Genomic DNA, 20,899 nt, shown 5'->3' on the forward strand with positions numbered 1-20,899 from the left:
CAAAATCAAAATGATTAATTTGTGAATACATTCCGCTTACAGAATTTTCTTTTTTTAGTTTTTGTATTGATTATTATTCAATCAAGCTTTGGTCAATTAAGTAAAGTACATTACATACCACCTTTAACAGCGGCTGAAAATGGAAATGCGAACCCTGAAGACCAATATTTTTATATTTCAACACCAAGTATTTCAGATGTAGCTTATACAATTAAACCCGTAGGGCTCTCATCAAATTTTTATATTGAAGGTGTTGTTTCAAACACATCTCCTAAAGTAATTGAATTGGGCACTGGTTATGGAGCGTTATTTATTCCATCTATTTCAACTAGTCAAATTGTAAATCAAAGAGGATATATTATTGAAGCTACCGATCAAATTTACGTATCAGTAAGAATGAATGCTGGTGGTGGAGCACAGGCTGGAGCACTAGTTAGTAAAGGACAATCTGCTTTAGGAACCGAGTTTAGAATTGGAGCTTTTACAAATCAAAACCCTACTGAAAACTATTTAAGTTTTTTATCTGTAATGGCAACAGAAGATAATACTACAGTTACATTTTCAGATATTTCAAATAATACAGAAATTCTAAATAGTTCAAAAACATTTCCATATTCTGAAACTTTTGATAGAGGAGAATCGTATACTATTGCCATGAATAGTTATTCAACTGTTCACCCAACAAACAACAAAGACGGTTTGATAGGAGCTTTAGTAACTTCAGATAAACCTGTTGTTGTTAATTGCGGATCTACAAATGGGAGCTTTCATAATGGAAATGGACGAGATTATGGTATAGATCAAATTGTGGGAGCTGATAAAATTGGTGACGAATATATTTTTGTAAGAGGTTTTGGCTCTGATGATTGGGAAGATATTTTAATAGTAGCACATGAAGATAATACTAGTATTTATATAAGAGGAAACACAACTACGCCCTATGCAACTATAAATGCAGGTGAATATTCTATTGTTGAAGGGAATGAATACAGTGCAACAGGAAACATCTATGTACAAACTTCAAAACCTGTTTTTGCGTATCAAGGAGTTGGTGGCTTAGGTAATAACGGCAGCCCAAATGAAGCCAATCAAGGTATGTTTTTTGTACCTCCAATTAGCTGTGAAACAAAAGGAAATGTAGATAATATTGCAAATATTGATAACATTGGTGATAAAGCTTATTCTGGAGGGGTTTCAATTGTAACAAAAAAAGGCGCAACTATAACCATTAATGATTTACCATTAAGTTCTTATTCAACAACAGGACCATTTGATGTATTAGGAAGTCCAAACCATATTACTTATAAAGTCTTAGGATTATCTGGTTCTATTACTGTTAAAAGTGACGACGAATTGTATTGTGCTTATTTTAACTACAATGGTTCAGCAACATCAGGTAGTTTTTATTCGGGGTTCCCTACTCCTCCTGAAATTAGTTTTGATGCAGAATTTACAACACTTGGAAATTGTATTGATAATATTATTCTTGAAGTAGCCAACATAAACAGTTTTGATAGTATTGAATGGTATTATGATGATGGTTCAGGTAACGGATTTATAGCAACAGGTAATACTTCAAAAACACTCACACCAACCTTTCCTGGGGAAAGCCCATTTTCTACAGGAACCTATAAAATTATAGGTGTAACTTGTACAGGTGAATCTATTGAATCTATTGAAGTTCCTGTAAGTATTTGCCCTGATGATACTGATAATGATGGAATTATAGACAATTTTGACATTGACAATGATAACGATGGTATTTTAAATTGTACAGAATCTTATGGAGATGCTCCTATTCCTTTAGAAAATCCTTTAAGTGGAACCCTATCTAAAGGATCTTATTCTTTTAATGGTGCTATTACTCCTGTTGGAAGCACATCAAATTCAATTTTTGGAGACGCAGATGGAAATTTTCAAAGTGAAGTTATTTCTAAAAATGGATTGGCTGCATCTAATGTTACTTATTCATTAGATTTTAATAATAATTTAAATTTACTATTCAAATTACCTTCAGGAGGTTCACTCGGTACAACAACATTAAATTCCGATCAAGAATTTATAATTAAAGTTAGCAATGACAAAACAATTACACTGTTAGATCCTGATGACCAATTATTGATTGACACTAATTATGATGGCGATTACGAATCTGGTGTTACACAATTTTCTTCTTTTGAAATTAGATTTAAAATAAAAGGCACTGCGCTCTCACCTGGTGATAGTACATTTGAATTTGCGGCAAGTATGGTAAACCATTTTAGTTTTACGCATATCAATCTTTCTGAAACTTCAACCAATACGGCTGTTTTTAAAATAAAAGCAACTTGCGTACCTCTGGATTCAGATTTAGACGGAGTTACCAATGAATTTGACAACGATAGCGAAAATGATGGTATTCCTGATATTGTTGAAGGAAGTGGTATTTTAAACGTTCTATCTGCAAATGATAGTAATAATGATGGTTTAGATGACATTTTTGGAATAGGTATCACTCCTATTGACACCGATAATGATACCGTTTTTGATTATTTAGATTTAGATAGTGACAATGATGGAATTTACGATTTATTTGAAACTGGTCAATTAGGATTATTATCTGACACAGATTTCAACGGTGTTATAGATTGGCTTGATCCAAGCGATACAAATGGTTGGGATGACAATGCAGAAACAAGTCCAAACAGTGGAGTAATGAGCTACATTCTTAACGATGAAGACAATGATGGCTTGTATAGTTATATTGATTTAGATAGTGATGGTGATGCCTGTAGCGATGTTATTGAAGCTGGTTTTTCTGATGGAAATAACAATAATATGCTTGGAGATTCTACACCAATTGTAAACTCTTTTGGTGTAATTACAAACGCAAATGACGGGTATTCTACGCCAAATTCTGATTATTTAATAGCAGGAATAATTACCATAAACACACAACCTGTTGACACTATTATTTGCGAATTAGATACTACCAAGTTAACTATTGAAACCAACACAGTTGATAGTTACCAATGGGAAGTTAGTACAAATGGAATTAATTGGAACACTGTTGTTAATGACCTTATTTACAGCAATGCAACAACAAATGAATTAACTATTACCAACACTCCTCTTTCTTACAACAACAATATTTACAGAGTGTATCTAAAAAAATCAGGCAATAGTTGCGATTTAATTTCAAATGAAATTGTTTTAAGTGTAAATGCGTTGCCTATTGCAAACACAGTTTCAAACCTTGAAAATTGTGACGACTTAACAGATGGAGACGATACTAACGAAATAGTTCAAAACTTTGATTTAGAAAGTCAAACAAGTACTATTTTAGGCGCACAACTTCCTTCTAACTATTTGGTAACTTATCACCTTTCACAAGCTGATGCTGATACTGGTACAAGTGCTTTAACAAGTCCGTTTGAAAACTCTTCAAACCCACAAACTATTTTTGTAAGAGTTGAAAACATTCAAGCTGGTTGCTCCATATCTAATTCAAACTTCCAGTTAATAGTTAACTCACCTCCAATTGCAAATCCTGTAACCAATTTAATTGAATGTGATAATTTAGACGACGGGATTGACACAAATGGAATTGTACAAAACTTTGATTTGGAAAGTCAAACTACCACAATTTTAGGCTCACAACTAGCTTCAGAATTTACGGTAACCTATCACTTAAGTCAAAATGAAGCCATTGCAGGTATGAATGCGCTTACAAGTCCGCACGAAAACAGATTAAACCCATATATTCAACCAATTTTTGTTAGAGTTGAAAATAATATCACCGGATGTATAAACACACAACAGTCATTTAACTTAATTGTGAACCCTTTACCAACCGCTGAAACACTTCAAAATATGGAGTTATGTGATACAAATGATGACGGAGACGACACCAATGGAAAGGTGCAAACATTTGATTTAGAAAGCCAAACTAGCATAATTTTAGGAACACAATCACCAACAGAATATGCAGTTACCTATCACTTAACTGAAGCCGATGCTGTTTCAGGAAATAATCCACAAAACTCACCATTTACAAATACTTCAACACCACAAACAATTTACACTCGTGTTTTAAATAAAAACACAAACTGTATCAATACACATATAACTTTTGATGTAATTGTGCATCCGTTACCAACAACTTCATCTTCCGAAGAATTAAAACAATGTGATAATGATACTGATGGTTTTAGCCTTTTTAATTTAACTGAAGTTAACGAGAAAATTTCAACAAATGCGGCAAACGAAACGTTTACATATTATGAAACCCAAGCTGATGCTATTTCGCAATCAAATGCAATTACAAACCCAACTGCATTTGAAAACAGAACAGTAAATTCAGATATTGTTTGGGCAAGCGTAGAATCTAAATTTGGATGTAGAAGAGAAGCCGAAATTAAGCTGTTTGTTTCTACAACCGGAATTCCTGCCACCTATCAAAGAGAGTTTTACCAATGTGATGATTTCTTAGATGAAAATGGAAACGACAACGCTAATAATGATAATAGAGATGGCATTACAACTTTTGATTTTAGCGAAGTAGATGCCGAAATTAGAGCCATTTTTCCTGCTGGACAACAAATATTTATTACTTATTACAAAAATGAAGCTGATGCATTAGCAGAAGAAAATGCAATTGCTGACATTTCAAACTATAGAAATATTGGATATCCAAACTCACAAGAAATTTATGTAAGAGTAGATAGTGAAATCAATAACGATTGTTTAGGATTTGGTGCTCATATAACTTTAACTGTTGAAGAATTACCAGTTGCAAACCCTGTAACTATTGATAGACAGTGTGATGATGACGATGACGGAATGTTTCCATTTGACACATCGCTTATTGAAACTACAGTAATCAACGGACAATCAAATGTTACGGTTAGTTACTTTGACCAAAATGGAAACGTACTTCCAAGTCCTTTACCAAATCCGTTTTTATCAACATCACAAATAATTACCATTCAAGTGGCTAATAGCAATACTTTAGCTCCTGATGGTCCTTGTTTTGATGAAACCACTTTAGAATTTATTGTAGATAAATCTCCCGTAGCCTATCCAGTAACAATGGCTCCTGTTTGTGATGATGAATCAAATGATGGTGTGTATGATTTTGATACCTCAACTATACAATCAACTATTTTAGGTGCTCAAACCGGAATGGAGGTTCATTATTACAATGCCAATGGAAATGAATTATCAAGTCCATTACCAAATCCTTTTACAACCCAAACTCAAACCATAACCGTAGAAGTTATCAATCCTTTAAATAGCATTTGTACAGCAAGTACAACAATTGATTTCATAGTAAATCCACTTCCAGATTTTGAAGTAGTTACACCACAAATTATTTGTATAACAGAACCTGAATCAACAATAACTTTAGCTGTTTTTCCCGATGACACTTCTGAAGTTTTTACATACGAATGGAAAGATAGCAGCAACAATATAATATCAACACAAAGTACAGCCAATGTTTCAAACCCAGGAAACTACACTGCTTCCTTAACTAAAACTGATGGAACTTTATGTACACGCACAAAATCTATAGATGTTAACGCTTCAAGTATAGCTACCATAACACAAAACGATATTATTATTGAAGATGATTCTGACAATAATACAATTACTATTCTAACTGATAATTTAGGAATTGGTGATTACGAATTTGCGCTAGATGATGATTATGGATATCAAGATGAGCCTTATTTTGATTATGTGGAAGCCGGAATTCATACTGTATTTGTAAGAGACAAAAACAATTGTGGAACAACTCAAATAGAAGTTTCAATTATTGGTTTCCCTAAATTCTTTACACCCAACAATGATGGTTATAATGACACCTGGAATGTTTTAGGCTTAGATCCAAATTATTACCCATCTTCAATTATCTATATTTTTGATAGGTTTGGAAAATTAATTCAAACTATAAAACCAAATGGAAATGGTTGGGATGGTTATTACAACGGAGAAATAGTTCCTTCTACAGATTATTGGTTTTCAATAGAATTAACAAACATACATGGAGAAACCCAAGTAAGAAAAGGACATTTTAGCTTAATAAGAAGACAATAATTTGAAGGAATGTTGACTATTTTAAACATTAATCTTTCAGTTATTTATATATTTGAATTTCTTTAAAAAACACCACTTAAATGAAGCAGGTTTTAATTGCGCTATTCTTACTAAATTCCATGATTGTTTTTGGGCAAGGAGAAGCTAACAATTGGTTTTTTGGACAAGGTGCCGGAATAGATTTTAATACTGAAACTCCAACCTCAATAGCAGGAAATTTAAATACTTTAGAAGGTTGTGCTTCATTCTCTGATAGTGATGGTGCATTACTTTTTTATACGGACGGAATTACAGTATATGATAAAAACCATGATGTAATGACTAATGGTACAAACCTTTTAGGAGACCCGTCTAGTACACAGTCTGCTATAATTGTACCTCACCCAGGAAACAGTGATCAGTTTTATATTTTTACTGTAGGTGCAAATAAACATTTTAATGGTACATTAACAGAAGCCACAGAAGGTTTAAACTGCTATACTGTTGATATGACTGAAAGAGGTGGATTAGGTGATATTATTGGAACTCCCATTAATTTATCTGGAATAAACAGTGCTAACTGGACTGAAAAGATAACATCTGTAAAAGGTTCTGAATGCAACACGTACTGGGTAATTTCTTTATACAACAATACATTTGTCTCTTACAAAATTGACAATACTGGCTTACATACTGTTCCAGTTTCATCGGTAGTTAGTTATACTTCTCAAGATGAAAGAGGATATTTAAAAGTATCTCCAAGTGGTGAAAAATTAGCTAGTGCAACTTATGGTTATGGATTATTGCATTTGTATAGTTTTAATGACACAACAGGGAAAGTTTCAAATGATGGAATTTCATTAATTAGCAATGCAACTGTTGATGGTTATGCATATGGAATAGAATTCTCACCTAATTCTTCAAAGTTGTACACTTCAACATTATTACCTGATTCAGATCCTAATACATCAAATGGAATTAATTATCTTTTTCAATTTGATTTAGAGGCAACAAATATAGAAGCTTCTAAAACACTTCTTAATTCACAAATAGGTTATAGAGGTGCTTTGCAATTAGCACCAAACGGTAAAATATACGCTACTGTACCTGCTGATTGGGATCAAGGTAATCGCTATTTAAATGCTATTAATTTACCTGATGAAGATCCTGATAATTGTGAATTTGAACCACAAGCCTTGTATTTAGGTTTTACTATGGCAACACAAGGTTTACCACCTTTTATAGCTTCATTATTATTGCCTATTGAAATTACCGATGGATCAACAACTCAAAACTTAAACAATTCAATAGCAAAAAGATGTATTGGTGAAAATTACCAACTTACAGCTCAAAATTTGGAAGGAAATCCTACGTATACTTGGACTTTTAACAACACAGTTATAGAAACAACTGCAACACTTAACTTACCTAATTTAAGTAGTGCTGATGAAGGAATTTATTATTTTGAGGCAGAAACTATTGATGATTGTGGTTTTAAAGTTACGTACAAAGGTCATGTTGAAATAGAAGTGTACCAACCTCCAACAATTACAAAACCAAACAACATTATTGCTTGTGATGATGATAATGATGGGTTTAGTTCTTTTGATTTTTCTACTACAAATGTAGAAGTATTAAATGGCCAAGATGCCACATTATTTGAGATTCTTTATTTTGAAAATCAAATAGATGCAGACAATAATGAAAATGCCTTAACAATTCCATATACCAATAAAGGTAGTTTCACTACTGAAACTTTATTTGTAAGAATTCATAATATTCATAACCCTATTTGTTATGAAACAGAAAGCTTTACAATTCAAATTTCAGAAACTCCTACGCCACCCGCAACCATAACAAATCTATCTCAGTGCGATTCAAGTAACACTGGTACAGATAGCGATGGTTTTGAAGTTTTTGATTTAACCAGTAAAGAAAGTGAGATATTAAATGGACAATCTGCAACTGATTTTACAATCACATATTTTGAAGATGCGTTGTATACATTACCAATTACTTCTATTACTAATTACCAAAACAATCAAAAAAACACACAACAAATATATTTTCAAGAAGTAAACAATACGAATGTAACTTGTATTGCCACTGGTTCATTTATAATAGAAGTATTTTCTAATCCTGAAATTCACACAAATTTCACGTTTAAACAATGTGATGAAGATGGCAATCCTGATGGTTTTACAGATTTTAATTTAACCGAAGCTAATGATTATTTAACTTTAGGAGATACCGCCTTAACAGTAACATATTATTTAAGTACAAGTGATGCCGAAAATAATTTAAACCCTATAAATCCTTCACCATTTTCAAATAGTACAGCAACAGTAGTTTATGCTAGAATTGAAAACTCTAACGGCTGCTACAGTATTGCCCAAATAGATTTATTGGTTTCTTCAACATCATTTCCTTTAAATTATTTGAAAACGAACAGTACCTGTGATGATGACAATACCACTGATGGATTACATTTGTTTGATTTAGCATTAAATGATGCTGAAATAATGGCTCTTTTTCCTAGTGGTCAAAACTTACAAGTAAATTATTACAAAACTTTAGAAAACGCCCAATTAGAAGAGAATGAAATAGACAAATCAACGCCGTATTTTAGCGAAACACCTTTTAGTCAAATACTTTATGTCAGAGTTGAAAGTGAAGATAATGGCGAATGTTTTGGTTTAGGACCTTATTTAGAACTTAATGTACAAGCTAGACCTGAATTTGATTTAGAGGCAACAGCTATCTATTGTCAAAATTTACCGCCTATAACTGTCTCATTAGATGGCTCTTATGGAAATTACACGTATAGCTGGACAAACGAAAATGGAGATGAAATAAGTGATCAACCATATGCAACTATAGATTCTGAAGGAGTGTATACAGTAATTGCAACTTCAAGTGCAGGTTGCGAATCATTTCCGCAACAAATTACTATAGAACCTTCAATAATTGCTACTGTTACACAAAATGATATTACTGTTGTTGATGATTCGGTAAACAATTCAATCACTATTTCAACTGAAAATTTAGGTATAGGAGATTATGAGTTTGCATTAGATTCTAACTTCAATCTTTTTCAAGACGAACCATATTTTGAGAATGTTTCTGCCGGAGTTCATACCGTTTTTATACAAGACAAAAACAACTGTGGAATTGCCTCAATAAATGTTTCCATAATAGGCTATCCAAAATTCTTTACCCCAAATAATGATGGTTACAATGATACTTGGAATATTATTGGAGTAAACAGTAGTTTTTATAAAAGTGCAACTATTAAGATTTTTGATAGATTTGGTAAATATATTGCTGAAATAGATTTAGGATCTAACGGCTGGGACGGTTTATACAACGGGCAATCTTTACCTTCTTCAGATTATTGGTTTAGTGCTGAATTAGTAGATTTTGAAGGAGTTGTTAAAAATAGAAAAGGACATTTTAGCTTAATAAGACAGTAAGCTATTTGTTTTTAGTTAATTTCACCAATTAAACTCGCTATTTGATTTTTTTGAATTCAATTATACATTTGTGAAATTAAAATTTTTATTCATCCTCTTTATTTTTCTTAATTTGTCTGTAAGTTATGGACAAAGAGAAGCTGGTATTTGGTATTTTGGACACGAAGCTGGATTAGATTTTAATAGCGGCAGCCCTGTGGCACTTACCAATGGAAAAATGAAAACTGATGAAGGTTGCGCTTCAATTTCAGATAGAGAAGGAAATTTACTATTTTATACTGATGGCAAAACAGTTTGGAACGCTAAACACCAAATAATGGATGGTGGAACTGGTTTAAAAGGCCATTTTTCAAGTACACAAAGTGCAATTATTGTTCCCAATCCTATAAACCCAAACATCTATTATATTTTTACGGTTGATGAACCCAATTCAAATCCTAAAGTTTTTGCTGAAGATGGTACAAATGACGGACTAAATTACACCGAAGTTAATATGAGCCTAAATGGCGGCTTGGGAGCTATAAACGCTACCAAAAAAAACATTCACTTAGTAACTTACAATAAAAACAATAGCGAAGCATCTTTTTATAAATGTTCAGAAAAAATTACCGCAATACAACACGCCGACGGTAACTCATTTTGGGTAATTACACATTTTATTAATAATTTTTATGCCTTTAAAGTAACAGGTGCCGGAGTTGAAGAAACACCTCAAATTTCAAATACTGCAACCGAAGCTCCTCTTGGAGGTTATAAACTAAATGCTTTAGGTTATTTAAAATCGTCACCTAACGGAAAGAAAATTGCAATAGTTCATAACGCAACGCGAAAAATTAATGAAGATCCTAAAGAAAACCGTCCAATATTAAATACAGGAAAAGTACTATTGTATGATTTTAATAGTGCAACTGGCGCAATTTCAAATCCAACAAGCGTACTTAGTGGTGCAAACCCTTACGGATTAGCTTTTTCTGCAAGATCAAAAAGAATGTACGTTTCTTCAAACATTTACAATAGCAACGATATTATTGAAGGTAGTAATTTATATCAATTTGATTTAGAAAGTAGTTCAATTGCCAAATCAAAAACGTTAATTAAACAAAATAATTATATTGCTGGTGCATTACAACTTGCTATTGATGAAAAAATTTATAGAGCTGGTTATCCTGCAGTTTTTGGAGGTGGCGAAAGTGAATCTTTATCTGTAATCAATTCACCCGAAAAACTAGGTACAGCGTGTAATTTTAAAGAAAATGTTTTTGATTTAGCAGGTAAAAAAGCAGTAAAAGGATTACCTCCATTTATTCAATCATTGTTTTTATTTAGTTTTAAATATGAGTTTACGTGCCTTGGTGATGCAACGCATTTTTATATAAGTTCTTTTGAAACTATTGATAGTGTTCTTTGGGATTTTGGAGATGGTACAACTTCAACAGAAATTGATACTTACCACACCTATAAAAATATTGGCACACACACGGTTACCCTTACAAAAACCGTAAATGGTGAAGTAAAAGAACCTATAACAAAAGAAATAATTATATCTAACAAACCAACTGTTTTAGCTTCAACTTATCAAATAATGCAATGCGATTCTTATGACAGTAATCCAAATGATGAATTAGGAACCTTTAACCTTGAAACCTCAATAAATGCATTAACATTAAACAAGCCCAATGATTTTAATGTTTTTTTCTATGAAAATGATACAGCTGCTGAAGCTGATATTTATAATGAAAACCCATTACCAATTGTTTACACAAACACCACTCCAAACCAACTAATAACAGCTAAAATTAGTTATAAAAATGCCAGTTGTTATAGCTTAGCTAAAGTTGAATTAATTGCCAATCCTAGTTTATTACTTCCTGCTAACAATTTAATTGGCTGCGATATAGGTGAAGGTTTTGCTGAATTTAATTTTACAACAAAAAAAGATGACATCATCAGCAATTTAAATTTACCTACAACAATTGACATCTTTTTTTATGCTTCAGAAGAAGATGTATTTACAGATAATAAACTTCCAAACACATATATTTCTGAAGAAAAAACAATTTACTTTAGAGCTGTTAACAATGGTGTTTGTTATGGTTCAGGAAATTTTAATTTAAACATCAATTATTTTCCTCCTTTAGAATTAAATGAAGAACTATTAATTTGTGAAAACCATTTCCCTGTAGAAATTTCAGCTACAATTCCTTTAAACCTTCAAAGTAAGTATTCATATGTATGGAGCAACGGAGAAACAACACCTTCAATTAGCATAGTAAATGAACAAAATATTTCAGTAACAATTACCGATAAAATATCACATTGTGAAAAAACGAAACAATATAAAATTGTAAAAGTAACACCTCCAAATATTGAGTCGGTAGAAATTTTAAATGATGATGTTAGCGCAACTATTCGCACAAGAAATAATTTTGAAAATGAATATTCATTGGATAACGAAGGTTTGTTTCAACCCGAACCAATTTTCAACAGCTTAACACCAGGAATTCATACTGTTTTTGCGAGAAACATGTTTAATTGCGGAATTAGTAGTCACGAATTTTATGTGTTAGGATTTCCAAAATTCTTTACACCAAACAACGATGGTTTTAACGATACTTGGAATATATTAGGTGTAAATAGTAACTTTTACCAAAGTGGAATTACTACCATTTTTGATAGATTTGGTAAATTTATTACCCAAATTAGCTTAAATGAAAAAGGATGGAATGGTAATTTTAACGGAGAAATGTTACCTGCATCAGACTATTGGTTTAAAGCTGAATTAGTTGATAATACTGGAAAAACTACCACTAAAAAAGGTCATTTCAGCTTAATCAGGTAAATTACCAAACGCATATTTTTAAAATTTTTCAACCCTCAAATTATTAAAAACCAGACTTTTATAGTAACTTTAATACATAATAGTTTTTTGTAATGAACAAATTATTGATTTTGTTGCTGTTTTTATTGCCAACATTATCATTTTCACAAAAAGAAGCTGCGATATGGTATTTTGGGCAATATGCGGGGTTAGATTTTAACTCTGGTGTACCCGTTGTTTTAACTGATGGGCAAATTGACACATATGAAGGTTGCGCTACCATTTGTGACTTTACAGGAAATTTATTGTTTTATACTGATGGTGTAACGGTATGGGCAAAAAATCATTCCATTATGCCAAACGGAACTCGCTTATTAGGAAATACTTCTAGCACACAATCGGCTATTATTATTCCACGACCTAACAACCCAAATATATATTATATTTTTACTGTTGATGATAATCCAACCGGTTTATCATCTAACGGAATTAATTATTCTACCATAGATTTAACTTTAAATGGAGGCTTAGGAGATGTTATTGCTTCCGAAAAAAATATACCTGTGATAGCTCCTGCTTTTGAAAAAATTACAGCTACCAAACACGCAAACGGAAATTCGTATTGGGTAACAACCTTTATTAAAGATCGGTTTTACTCTTGGTTAGTAGATGCATCAGGTGTAAATTTAACTCCTGTAATATCAAATGCATCCAATTCTAGTAGTTCAATTGGTTATATAAAAACAACACCTGATGGTTCTAAAATTGCCTGTGCAAATTATGGTATTTCAAAAAGTTTACGCTTATATGATTTTAATACAGCTACAGGAATTGTATCTAATGAATTACAATTGACACTAGACGATTCTGATGACATTCCTTACGGAATAGAATTCTCACCAAAAAGCACAAAATTATACGTAGAAACAGATCAAAACAATGCATTAGGAAGAATACCTCCTAGCAAAATTATTCAATACGATTTATTGAGCGCCAATATTTCAAATTCTAGAGTTCTTATACATACATCAACCCAAAACACCAGAGGAGCATTACAATTAGCCATAGATGGTAAAATATACAGAGCACGCTCTGTATCAATTGGAAGAGATCAAATAGGAACACCTTACTTAGGCGTTATTAATGATCCTGAAGCAAATGGTACAGCTTGTAATTATGTACACGATGCTATAGATGTTAGCAATGGAGATTCTTTTAGAAATGTTGTGGAAGGCTTACCTCCTTTTATATCTTCTTTTTTTGTTGAACCAACCATAACAGCTAACGAGGTTTGTTTTGGAACATCTACAGCATTTATGTTAAATTCTTCCATTACACCTTCAAGCATCTCTTGGAATTTTGGAGATCCTGCTTCAGGTGTAAATAATACCTCAACAGATTTAAATCCAACACATCTATTTTCTACTGCAGGTATCTTTACCATAACCGCTGCAGTTACTATTGGAAGTAATACCACTAACTTATCTATTGATGTAACTATTTATGATGCTCCTGTTGTTAATTCCCCAGTAAGTTTAGTGCAATGTGATGATGATATAGATGGCTTTGTAGCGTTTAATTTAGAAGAAGCCAATAGTTTAATTTCAGCAAACTATTTAACGGAAACCATAAATTATTATACCGATTCTTTGGCTGCGGTAAACTCAGATACTGCTTTTTTAATAACGAACCCTACAGCATTTTCAAACGCAACAGCTTCAACTGTTTGGGCTAGTGTTGAAAACACAACACTCTGTAAATCAATTGCAGAAGTAAATTTAGAAGTAGCTACAACTAATATTCCAGACGATTTAATGCTTAATTTCTATGAATGTGACACCTTAAACGGAACTGCTACTTTTGATTTTAGTACTGCAACCAATCAAGTGTTAAATGCACTCCTTCCTCAAACAGGATTTGTAATCACTTATTACGAAAACATTACCGATGCTTTGGCAGAACAAAACGCTATAAACCCAACAAACTATACGAACACCACACCAAACACACAGCAAATAGTTGTGCGTGCAGACGATATTAACAATGGCTGTTTTGGTTTAGGATATCACGTAACTTTAAACATTGAAACGCTTCCTCAATTTGATTTAGCTGCAACAATTAGTTTTTGCGAAAATGAAACAATAAAAACTATTTCAGTTGAAAATCCTTTAGAAACGTATACATATTTGTGGCAAGATGCAATGGGAAATTCTGTAGGAACAACACAAAGCATCAATATAAATACAGAAGGATTATACACCGTTACCGCAACTAGTTCAAGCGGAAACTCTTGTGCAACTAGTAAAACAATTCAACTACTATTTAATCCTGCTCCTGCGGTTAATTCCCCAATAAATTTAGTGCAATGTGATGATGATACCGATGGCTTTGTAACGTTTAATTTAGAAGAAGCCAATAGTTTAATTTCAGCAAACTATTTAACGGAAACCATAAATTATTATACCGATTCTTTGGCTGCGGTAAACTCAGATACTGCTTTTTTAATAACAAATCCTACAGCATTTTCAAACGCAACTGCTTCAACTGTTTGGGTAAGTGTTGAAAACACAACTTTCTGTAAATCAATTGCAGAAGTAAATTTAGAAGTCGCTACAACTGATATTCCAGACGACTTAATGCTTAATTTCTATGAATGTGACACCTTAAATGGAACTGCTACTTTTGATTTTAGTACTGCAACCAATCAAGTGTTAATTGCACTGTTACCTCAAACAGGATTTGTAATCACTTATTACGAAAACATTACCGATGCTTTGGCCGAACAAAACGCTATAAACCCAACAAACTATACGAACACCACACCAAACGCACAGCAAATAGTTGTGCGTGCAGACGATATTAACAATGGTTGTTTTGGTTTAGGATATCACGTAACTTTAAACGTTGATACGCTTCCTCAATTTGATTTAGCTGCAACAATTAGTTTTTGCGAAAACGAAACAATAAAAACTATTTCAGTTGAAAATCCTTTAGAAACGTATACATATGTGTGGCAAAATGCAATGGGAAATTCTGTAGGAACAACACAAAGCATCAACATAAATACAGAAGGATTATACACCGTTACAGTAACTAATTCAAGTGGAAACTCTTGTGCAATTAGTAAAACAATTCAAGTACTATTTAATCCTGCTCCTGCGGTTAATTCCCCAATAAATTTAGTGCAATGTGATGATGATACCGATGGCTTTGTAACGTTTAATTTAGAAGAAGCCAATAGTTTAATTTCAGCAAACTATTTAACGGAAACCATAAATTATTATACCGATTCTTTGGCTGCAGTAAACTCAGATACTGCTTTTTTAATAACAAATCCTACAGCATTTTCAAACGCAACAGCTTCAACTGTTTGGGCAAGTGTTGAAAATACAACTTTGTGTAAATCAATTGCAGAAGTAAATTTAGAAGTAGCTACAACTGATATTCCAGACGATTTAATGCTTAACTTCTATGAATGTGACACCTTAAACGGAACTGCTACTTTTGATTTTAGTACTGCAACCAATCAAGTGTTAAATGCACTGTTACCTCAAACAGGATTTGTAATCACTTATTACGAAAACATTACCGATGCTTTGGCTGAACAAAACGCTATAAACCCAACAAACTACACGAACACTACACCAAATATTCAGCAAATAGTTGTGCGTGCAGACGATATTAACAATGGCTGTTTTGGTTTAGGATATCACGTAACTTTAAACGTTGAAACGCTTCCTCAATTTGATTTAGCAACAAACGTAGCACTTTGCTTTTCTTCTAGCAATACAACAATAAGTATTGAAAATCCACAAGGAAACTATTCATATAACTGGATAAATGAATTAGGAACATTTTTAGGTGATACTCCTGAAATTAATGTTTCAGAAGAAGGAAACTATTTTGTAACAGCCACAGCAATTAATAACGCTATTTGCACCCAAACAAAATCTATACAAGTTACTGCACAGCCTTATACAATTTTACCCGATTTTAATGAGGATAATATTCAGATAAACGATAATTCAACAAACAATACCATAACGGTTTCAACACTAAATTTACCAGTAAGCAATTACCAATATGCTTTAGATGATGGCGATTTTCAAACAAATAATGTTTTTGAAAATGTAGCATCAGGAAAACATGTTGTTAAAATTAGAGATTTAGAAAATTGCTTAGAAGCAGCAGTTGAAATTTCAGTAATTAGTATTCCTAATTTCTTTACGCCAAATAATGATGGTTATAACGATACTTGGCACGTAACCGGAATTGAATTTCAACCAACTTCAAACGTTTATATTTTTGATCGATTTGGTAAGTTAATTGTTATTTTAGATCCTTTAGGTCCTGGTTGGAACGGTGTTTATAAAGGAAACCCATTACCTTCAACAGATTATTGGTACAGAGTAGAATTAGAAGACGGACGTGTTTTAAAAGGTCATTTTAGCTTGGTTCGCCAATAAAATTATAGAAAATTTAATCAAACTACTTTTGTTCACATTATTAATAAATCCCGAGGCTTTGCCTCGGGATTTATTGCTCTTAAAGATTTAGTTTTTCTTCAATTTTTTTCCAATTTACAATCTTAAAGTTTTGATTTAAAGTATCTTTCCCTTTAGTATTTGCTCCGTCTTGAGCAACAAAAAAGCCTTTTGAATAATTCCCTCCAAAATTCACACTTGAAACATCTATTCCGTCAGTATCATAAGTTCCATCAATAGAATCTCCATTAATTAATGAAAAACTACCTTTGTAACTGTTAGATTTTCTATCAAAAACGGCGTAAGAATTATTTCCTTGAGAAGATAAAATAACATATCCTTTTCCTCTTCCTGCATCATAAATTGTTACTCCTTCAAAATCTTCTTTCATATTTAAATCTGTAGTTGAAATAATTTTGATTCTACTATTACCGTTATTAGGTTCTGCATTGTACCTCCAAAGTGCATTTTCTTCTTCTCCAATATAAAGTCTTCCATAATAATCATCACAAACCACACCTTCTGTTTGACCACCAACATTAAATTCTCTAACCATTTTAGCGTCTACATATCCGTCATCTTCAAATAATTCCCATTGTTCTACTTCACCATCTTTACTATTTACAATAACATAAAACTTATTGGTTTTATTACTTTTATACATTCCTAATCCGTACACTTCATTTACTGAAGATTTTATAGGTCTTTTAGCAATATCTATTAGTTCTCCTGTACTTGAATTTACCATATGTAGTGTAATGGTATTATTTGTTCTATTAGAAGCTGAAACTACAGTAATCTTGTTTCCTTTAAATAAAAAACCATCTCGTAAATCAACATTATTAACACGACCAACAGGGTAATTAAATAGCTCTTTTCCTTGCAAATTATAAACAATTAAACCTTCTTGTTTGTTAGTTCCTATAATTGTTGATTTGGTAACGTCATCTTTATTAACCCAAATACAAGCATCATCAGCCGCGTCATCAGTTTTACTTACAGGGTCGGTTTCAAAATCTGCTATTATACTAACAACAGGCTTCGTTTCCATATTATTTTTCTGTACTTTTTCTTCTTTACAATTAATTACAGTTAATGAAATTAATGCGATATAAAAATATTTTTTCATAAATATAAAATTTAAAGCATCTTGATTTACAAGACACTTTATTAAATAAATTAACTTTTAAAAATTATAACTAAATCCAACATTCCAGTTAAGACCATACCACTCTGCTTGCATTGTTTGTGCCTTTGTACCTTGATAATATCTTAATTCTTGATTTGTTAAATTCTTAAATTCTGTAAAAACATTTAATCCTTCAAAAATAGTATAGGATGCGTTTACATCTAAAAATAATTGTGAATCGTAATATCTATCTTCAAAATCTTCATCACCATATTCATCTATATAATCACCTGCATAGTTTAATGAAGCTCTAGCTTGAAACTTGTTTGCCTCATACCCTAATGATATATTAAACATATTTTTAATAGCTCCTGCCAATTTTACATCTTTTCTACCTTCAATTCCATCAGTTTCAGAACCAGTATACGTATAATTTAAATATAAATTTAAGTTGCTTAAAAAACCTGGTAAGAAATTTAAATTACGCTGTAAAGAAGCCTCAAAACCATAAATACTAGCTGTTTTACCATTTCTAGGCTGAGAATATTCAAAAACATCGTCTGGAAAAGAAGGGTCTACATAATCATCAGTTCTATACGTATAAATCCACTTGTCAATACCTTTGTAGAAAACACCTGCAGAGAAAACACCAACACTTGTAAAATATTTTTCGAACATTAAATCTAAATTCATAGATTCAGTTGCTTCTAAATCTGGGTTTCCTTCTTCAAATTCTAAATCTTCTGAATTAAAATTTTGGTAAGGAACCAAATCATAATAATTTGGACGTGCAATAGAATTAGAATACGCAAAACGAAGAATGTTGTTATCGTTAATACTATACTTTACTTGCATACTTGGCAACACATTTGAATAGTCTTTTGAAGCACTTAAAGCTACAATATCATCAATATCTTCATCTGTTTCAATATCAATTCTGTACCCTGTATAATCAATTTTTGTTCCTTCAAAACGCACCCCAGCAATTGCTTCAAACTTAGCTCCTATTTTTTGTGTAAACATTGCGTACACAGCATTTACTTCTTCTTTAGCATCATAATTTTTAGGTACAAATTCTTCTAAAATTGCTTCGCCTTCAAACTCATTTGTATTATTAAAGTTTAAACTCCCTAAAAACTTGGCATCAACAAAATTCCCTGATTGGTATTGGCTTCCGGCAGAATAATCAGCACTTGATTGATCAGAATAAGGTACATCACTCATAAATTCAAAACCTGAAGTTGGTTCGTATTCAACAAAATAATTGTCTCTATTCTTTTTCTTCGATTTATATTTATAACCAACTTTTAATAAGTTTTGGTTATCACCTGTTTTTACTAAAGGTATTTCTAAATTTACGTTTGCACCTTTATTAATTTCTTTGGTTGTTTTATTTTCTTCAGAAATTTCTTTAAGCTCAAAATCTGAAGGGTCATTGTAACTTGAACTTATAGGAACAATTTCAGGGAAATTTAAATCAGTTAAATTTTGTGTTACAACCACACCTTTATTTTTATAATTAATATAGCGTTCATTTGGTCGGTCTTCACTAGCTTCAGAGTAGTTTACTTTCCAGTCTAATACGGCTGAACTAAATAAAATATGATCTCCTCTAAAAGATAATTTTTTAATTTTTTGTTCTTCTAATCTCGCATCATTCTCTGTACCTCCCTTTGTTTGTCTTCTAACTTCAGTTTCATAAATACCATCCGAAACTTCTTCAATATCTTTAAAACGCAATCTATATCTGTTTTCCCAATCTTTGCGAACATTGAATAGTGATTTAAAATATATGGTGTTTTTTGTATTAAACTTATAATCTAAATTCAAAGAAACACTTTGTCTGTTTCTCTTTACATTGTATTTTCTAATTTGTTGATCTGAAAGCACTGGATTTTCAAAATCTCCATCCCATTCAAATTCTATATTATCTGATCCATATTCGTTAGAGTTGTTAGAAATACTAATTACAGCACCTAATTTATCATTAGAAGTTCTTCCTGAAACCAACCCAGAAATATTATACAACGGTTTGTTTCTAATAGGATTTTGACCGAATGAAGCCGTTACCGATGCTCTAAAATCTGAAGATGCTGAACGGGTTACTAAATTTACAGAACCTCCAATAGCATCTGCTTCCATATCAGAAGTAAGTGATTTATTTACTTCTATAACCTGAATCATATCAGCAGGAATTAAATCTAACTGAATATTACGGTTATCTCCTTCGGCAGAAGGAATTCTGTCTCCATTTAAAGTAACAGAATTTAATTGTGGTGCAATACCACGTAATACAATATTACGTGCTTCACCTTGGTCATTTTGCATTGAAATACCAGGAATACGTTTTAATGATTCACCAATATTTGAATCTGGAAATTTTCCAAATTGATTTGCCGAAACAATATTTGTAATATTTAAATTTGATTTTTGCTGATTTAAATCTCTTGCTTGACCTTGAGATGTACTACCTTTCAACAACACTTCATTTAATGCATTGGTAGCTAATAATAATTTAAAATTAATAATTTTAGAATCATTATTTACAGTAATATCTTTAATTAAAGTAGTATATCCTAAATATGTAACTGCAACCCTGTGAGCTCCTTCTGGAATATTTAAAATTGTATACTTTCCGTTAAAATCTGAGATATTCCCTGTTTTTAAATCAGCAATCATTACAGATGCTCCTGGTAATGGAAGGCCATTTTCATCAGATACCGTTCCACTAATAATACCTTTTGATTGTGAGAATGCTGTTAACGTAAATACGAAACAACATAATAATGTAATTTTTTTCATTTTTTATAAGTTAAATTAATTATGTAAATGTAACTGCGCATTGTTACTATAATCTTAACTGTAATTAATGAAACCGCTAAGGCAATGTTATCCATTTGCTAACTATTTAAATAAACGTTAACAATGCTATATGCTT

Annotated in this window: 6 protein-coding genes; 4 read left to right on the forward strand and 2 right to left on the reverse strand. The window is 31.9% G+C overall.

What is annotated here, in order from left to right:
* Positions 1 to 21 precede the first annotated feature (21 nt).
* The 4 genes from ACFQ5N_RS01795 (at position 22) to ACFQ5N_RS01810 (ending at position 16,814) form a co-directional block, all read left to right on the forward strand.
* Complete coding sequence (locus ACFQ5N_RS01795) at positions 22 to 6,078, forward strand: T9SS type B sorting domain-containing protein (protein WP_386807215.1); 6,057 nt, start codon at positions 22 to 24, stop codon at positions 6,076 to 6,078.
* 80 nt (positions 6,079 to 6,158) lie between these two features.
* Entirely contained in the window at positions 6,159 to 9,530 is a 3,372-nt protein-coding gene (locus ACFQ5N_RS01800) for a T9SS type B sorting domain-containing protein (RefSeq protein WP_386807217.1), read from the forward strand.
* A gap of 112 nt (positions 9,531 to 9,642) precedes the next feature.
* Complete coding sequence (locus tag ACFQ5N_RS01805; protein WP_386807218.1) at positions 9,643 to 12,369, forward strand: T9SS type B sorting domain-containing protein; 2,727 nt, start codon at positions 9,643 to 9,645, stop codon at positions 12,367 to 12,369.
* Between the two features lie 92 nt (positions 12,370 to 12,461).
* Positions 12,462 to 16,814: a T9SS type B sorting domain-containing protein gene (locus ACFQ5N_RS01810; protein ID WP_386807220.1), complete on the forward strand. Its 4,353-nt coding sequence runs from the start codon at positions 12,462 to 12,464 to the stop codon at positions 16,812 to 16,814.
* 79 nt (positions 16,815 to 16,893) lie between these two features.
* On the opposite strand, the gene ACFQ5N_RS01815 is transcribed toward ACFQ5N_RS01810, so the two are convergent.
* On the reverse strand, positions 16,894 to 17,961 hold the full coding sequence (locus ACFQ5N_RS01815; RefSeq protein WP_386807222.1) for a phytase: 1,068 nt from the start codon (positions 17,959 to 17,961) through the stop codon (positions 16,894 to 16,896).
* A gap of 57 nt (positions 17,962 to 18,018) precedes the next feature.
* Positions 18,019 to 20,763 (reverse strand): TonB-dependent receptor, encoded by a 2,745-nt coding sequence (locus tag ACFQ5N_RS01820; protein ID WP_386807224.1) that lies wholly within the window; start codon positions 20,761 to 20,763, stop codon positions 18,019 to 18,021.
* Positions 20,764 to 20,899: the final 136 nt, after the last annotated feature.

Origin of the sequence: Lutibacter holmesii (genome assembly GCF_042679665.1) — a bacterium.
GTDB lineage: Bacteria > Bacteroidota > Bacteroidia > Flavobacteriales > Flavobacteriaceae > Lutibacter > Lutibacter holmesii.

Excerpts from the sequence above, each read along its gene's own strand:
- ACFQ5N_RS01800 (WP_386807217.1), top strand. The coding sequence starts at position 6,159 with ATGAAGCAGGTTTTAATTGCGCTATTCTTACTAAATTCCATGATTGTT.
- ACFQ5N_RS01810 (WP_386807220.1), top strand. The coding sequence starts at position 12,462 with ATGAACAAATTATTGATTTTGTTGCTGTTTTTATTGCCAACATTATCA.
- ACFQ5N_RS01815 (WP_386807222.1), bottom strand. The coding sequence starts at position 17,961 with ATGAAAAAATATTTTTATATCGCATTAATTTCATTAACTGTAATTAAT.
- ACFQ5N_RS01820 (WP_386807224.1), bottom strand. The coding sequence starts at position 20,763 with ATGAAAAAAATTACATTATTATGTTGTTTCGTATTTACGTTAACAGCA.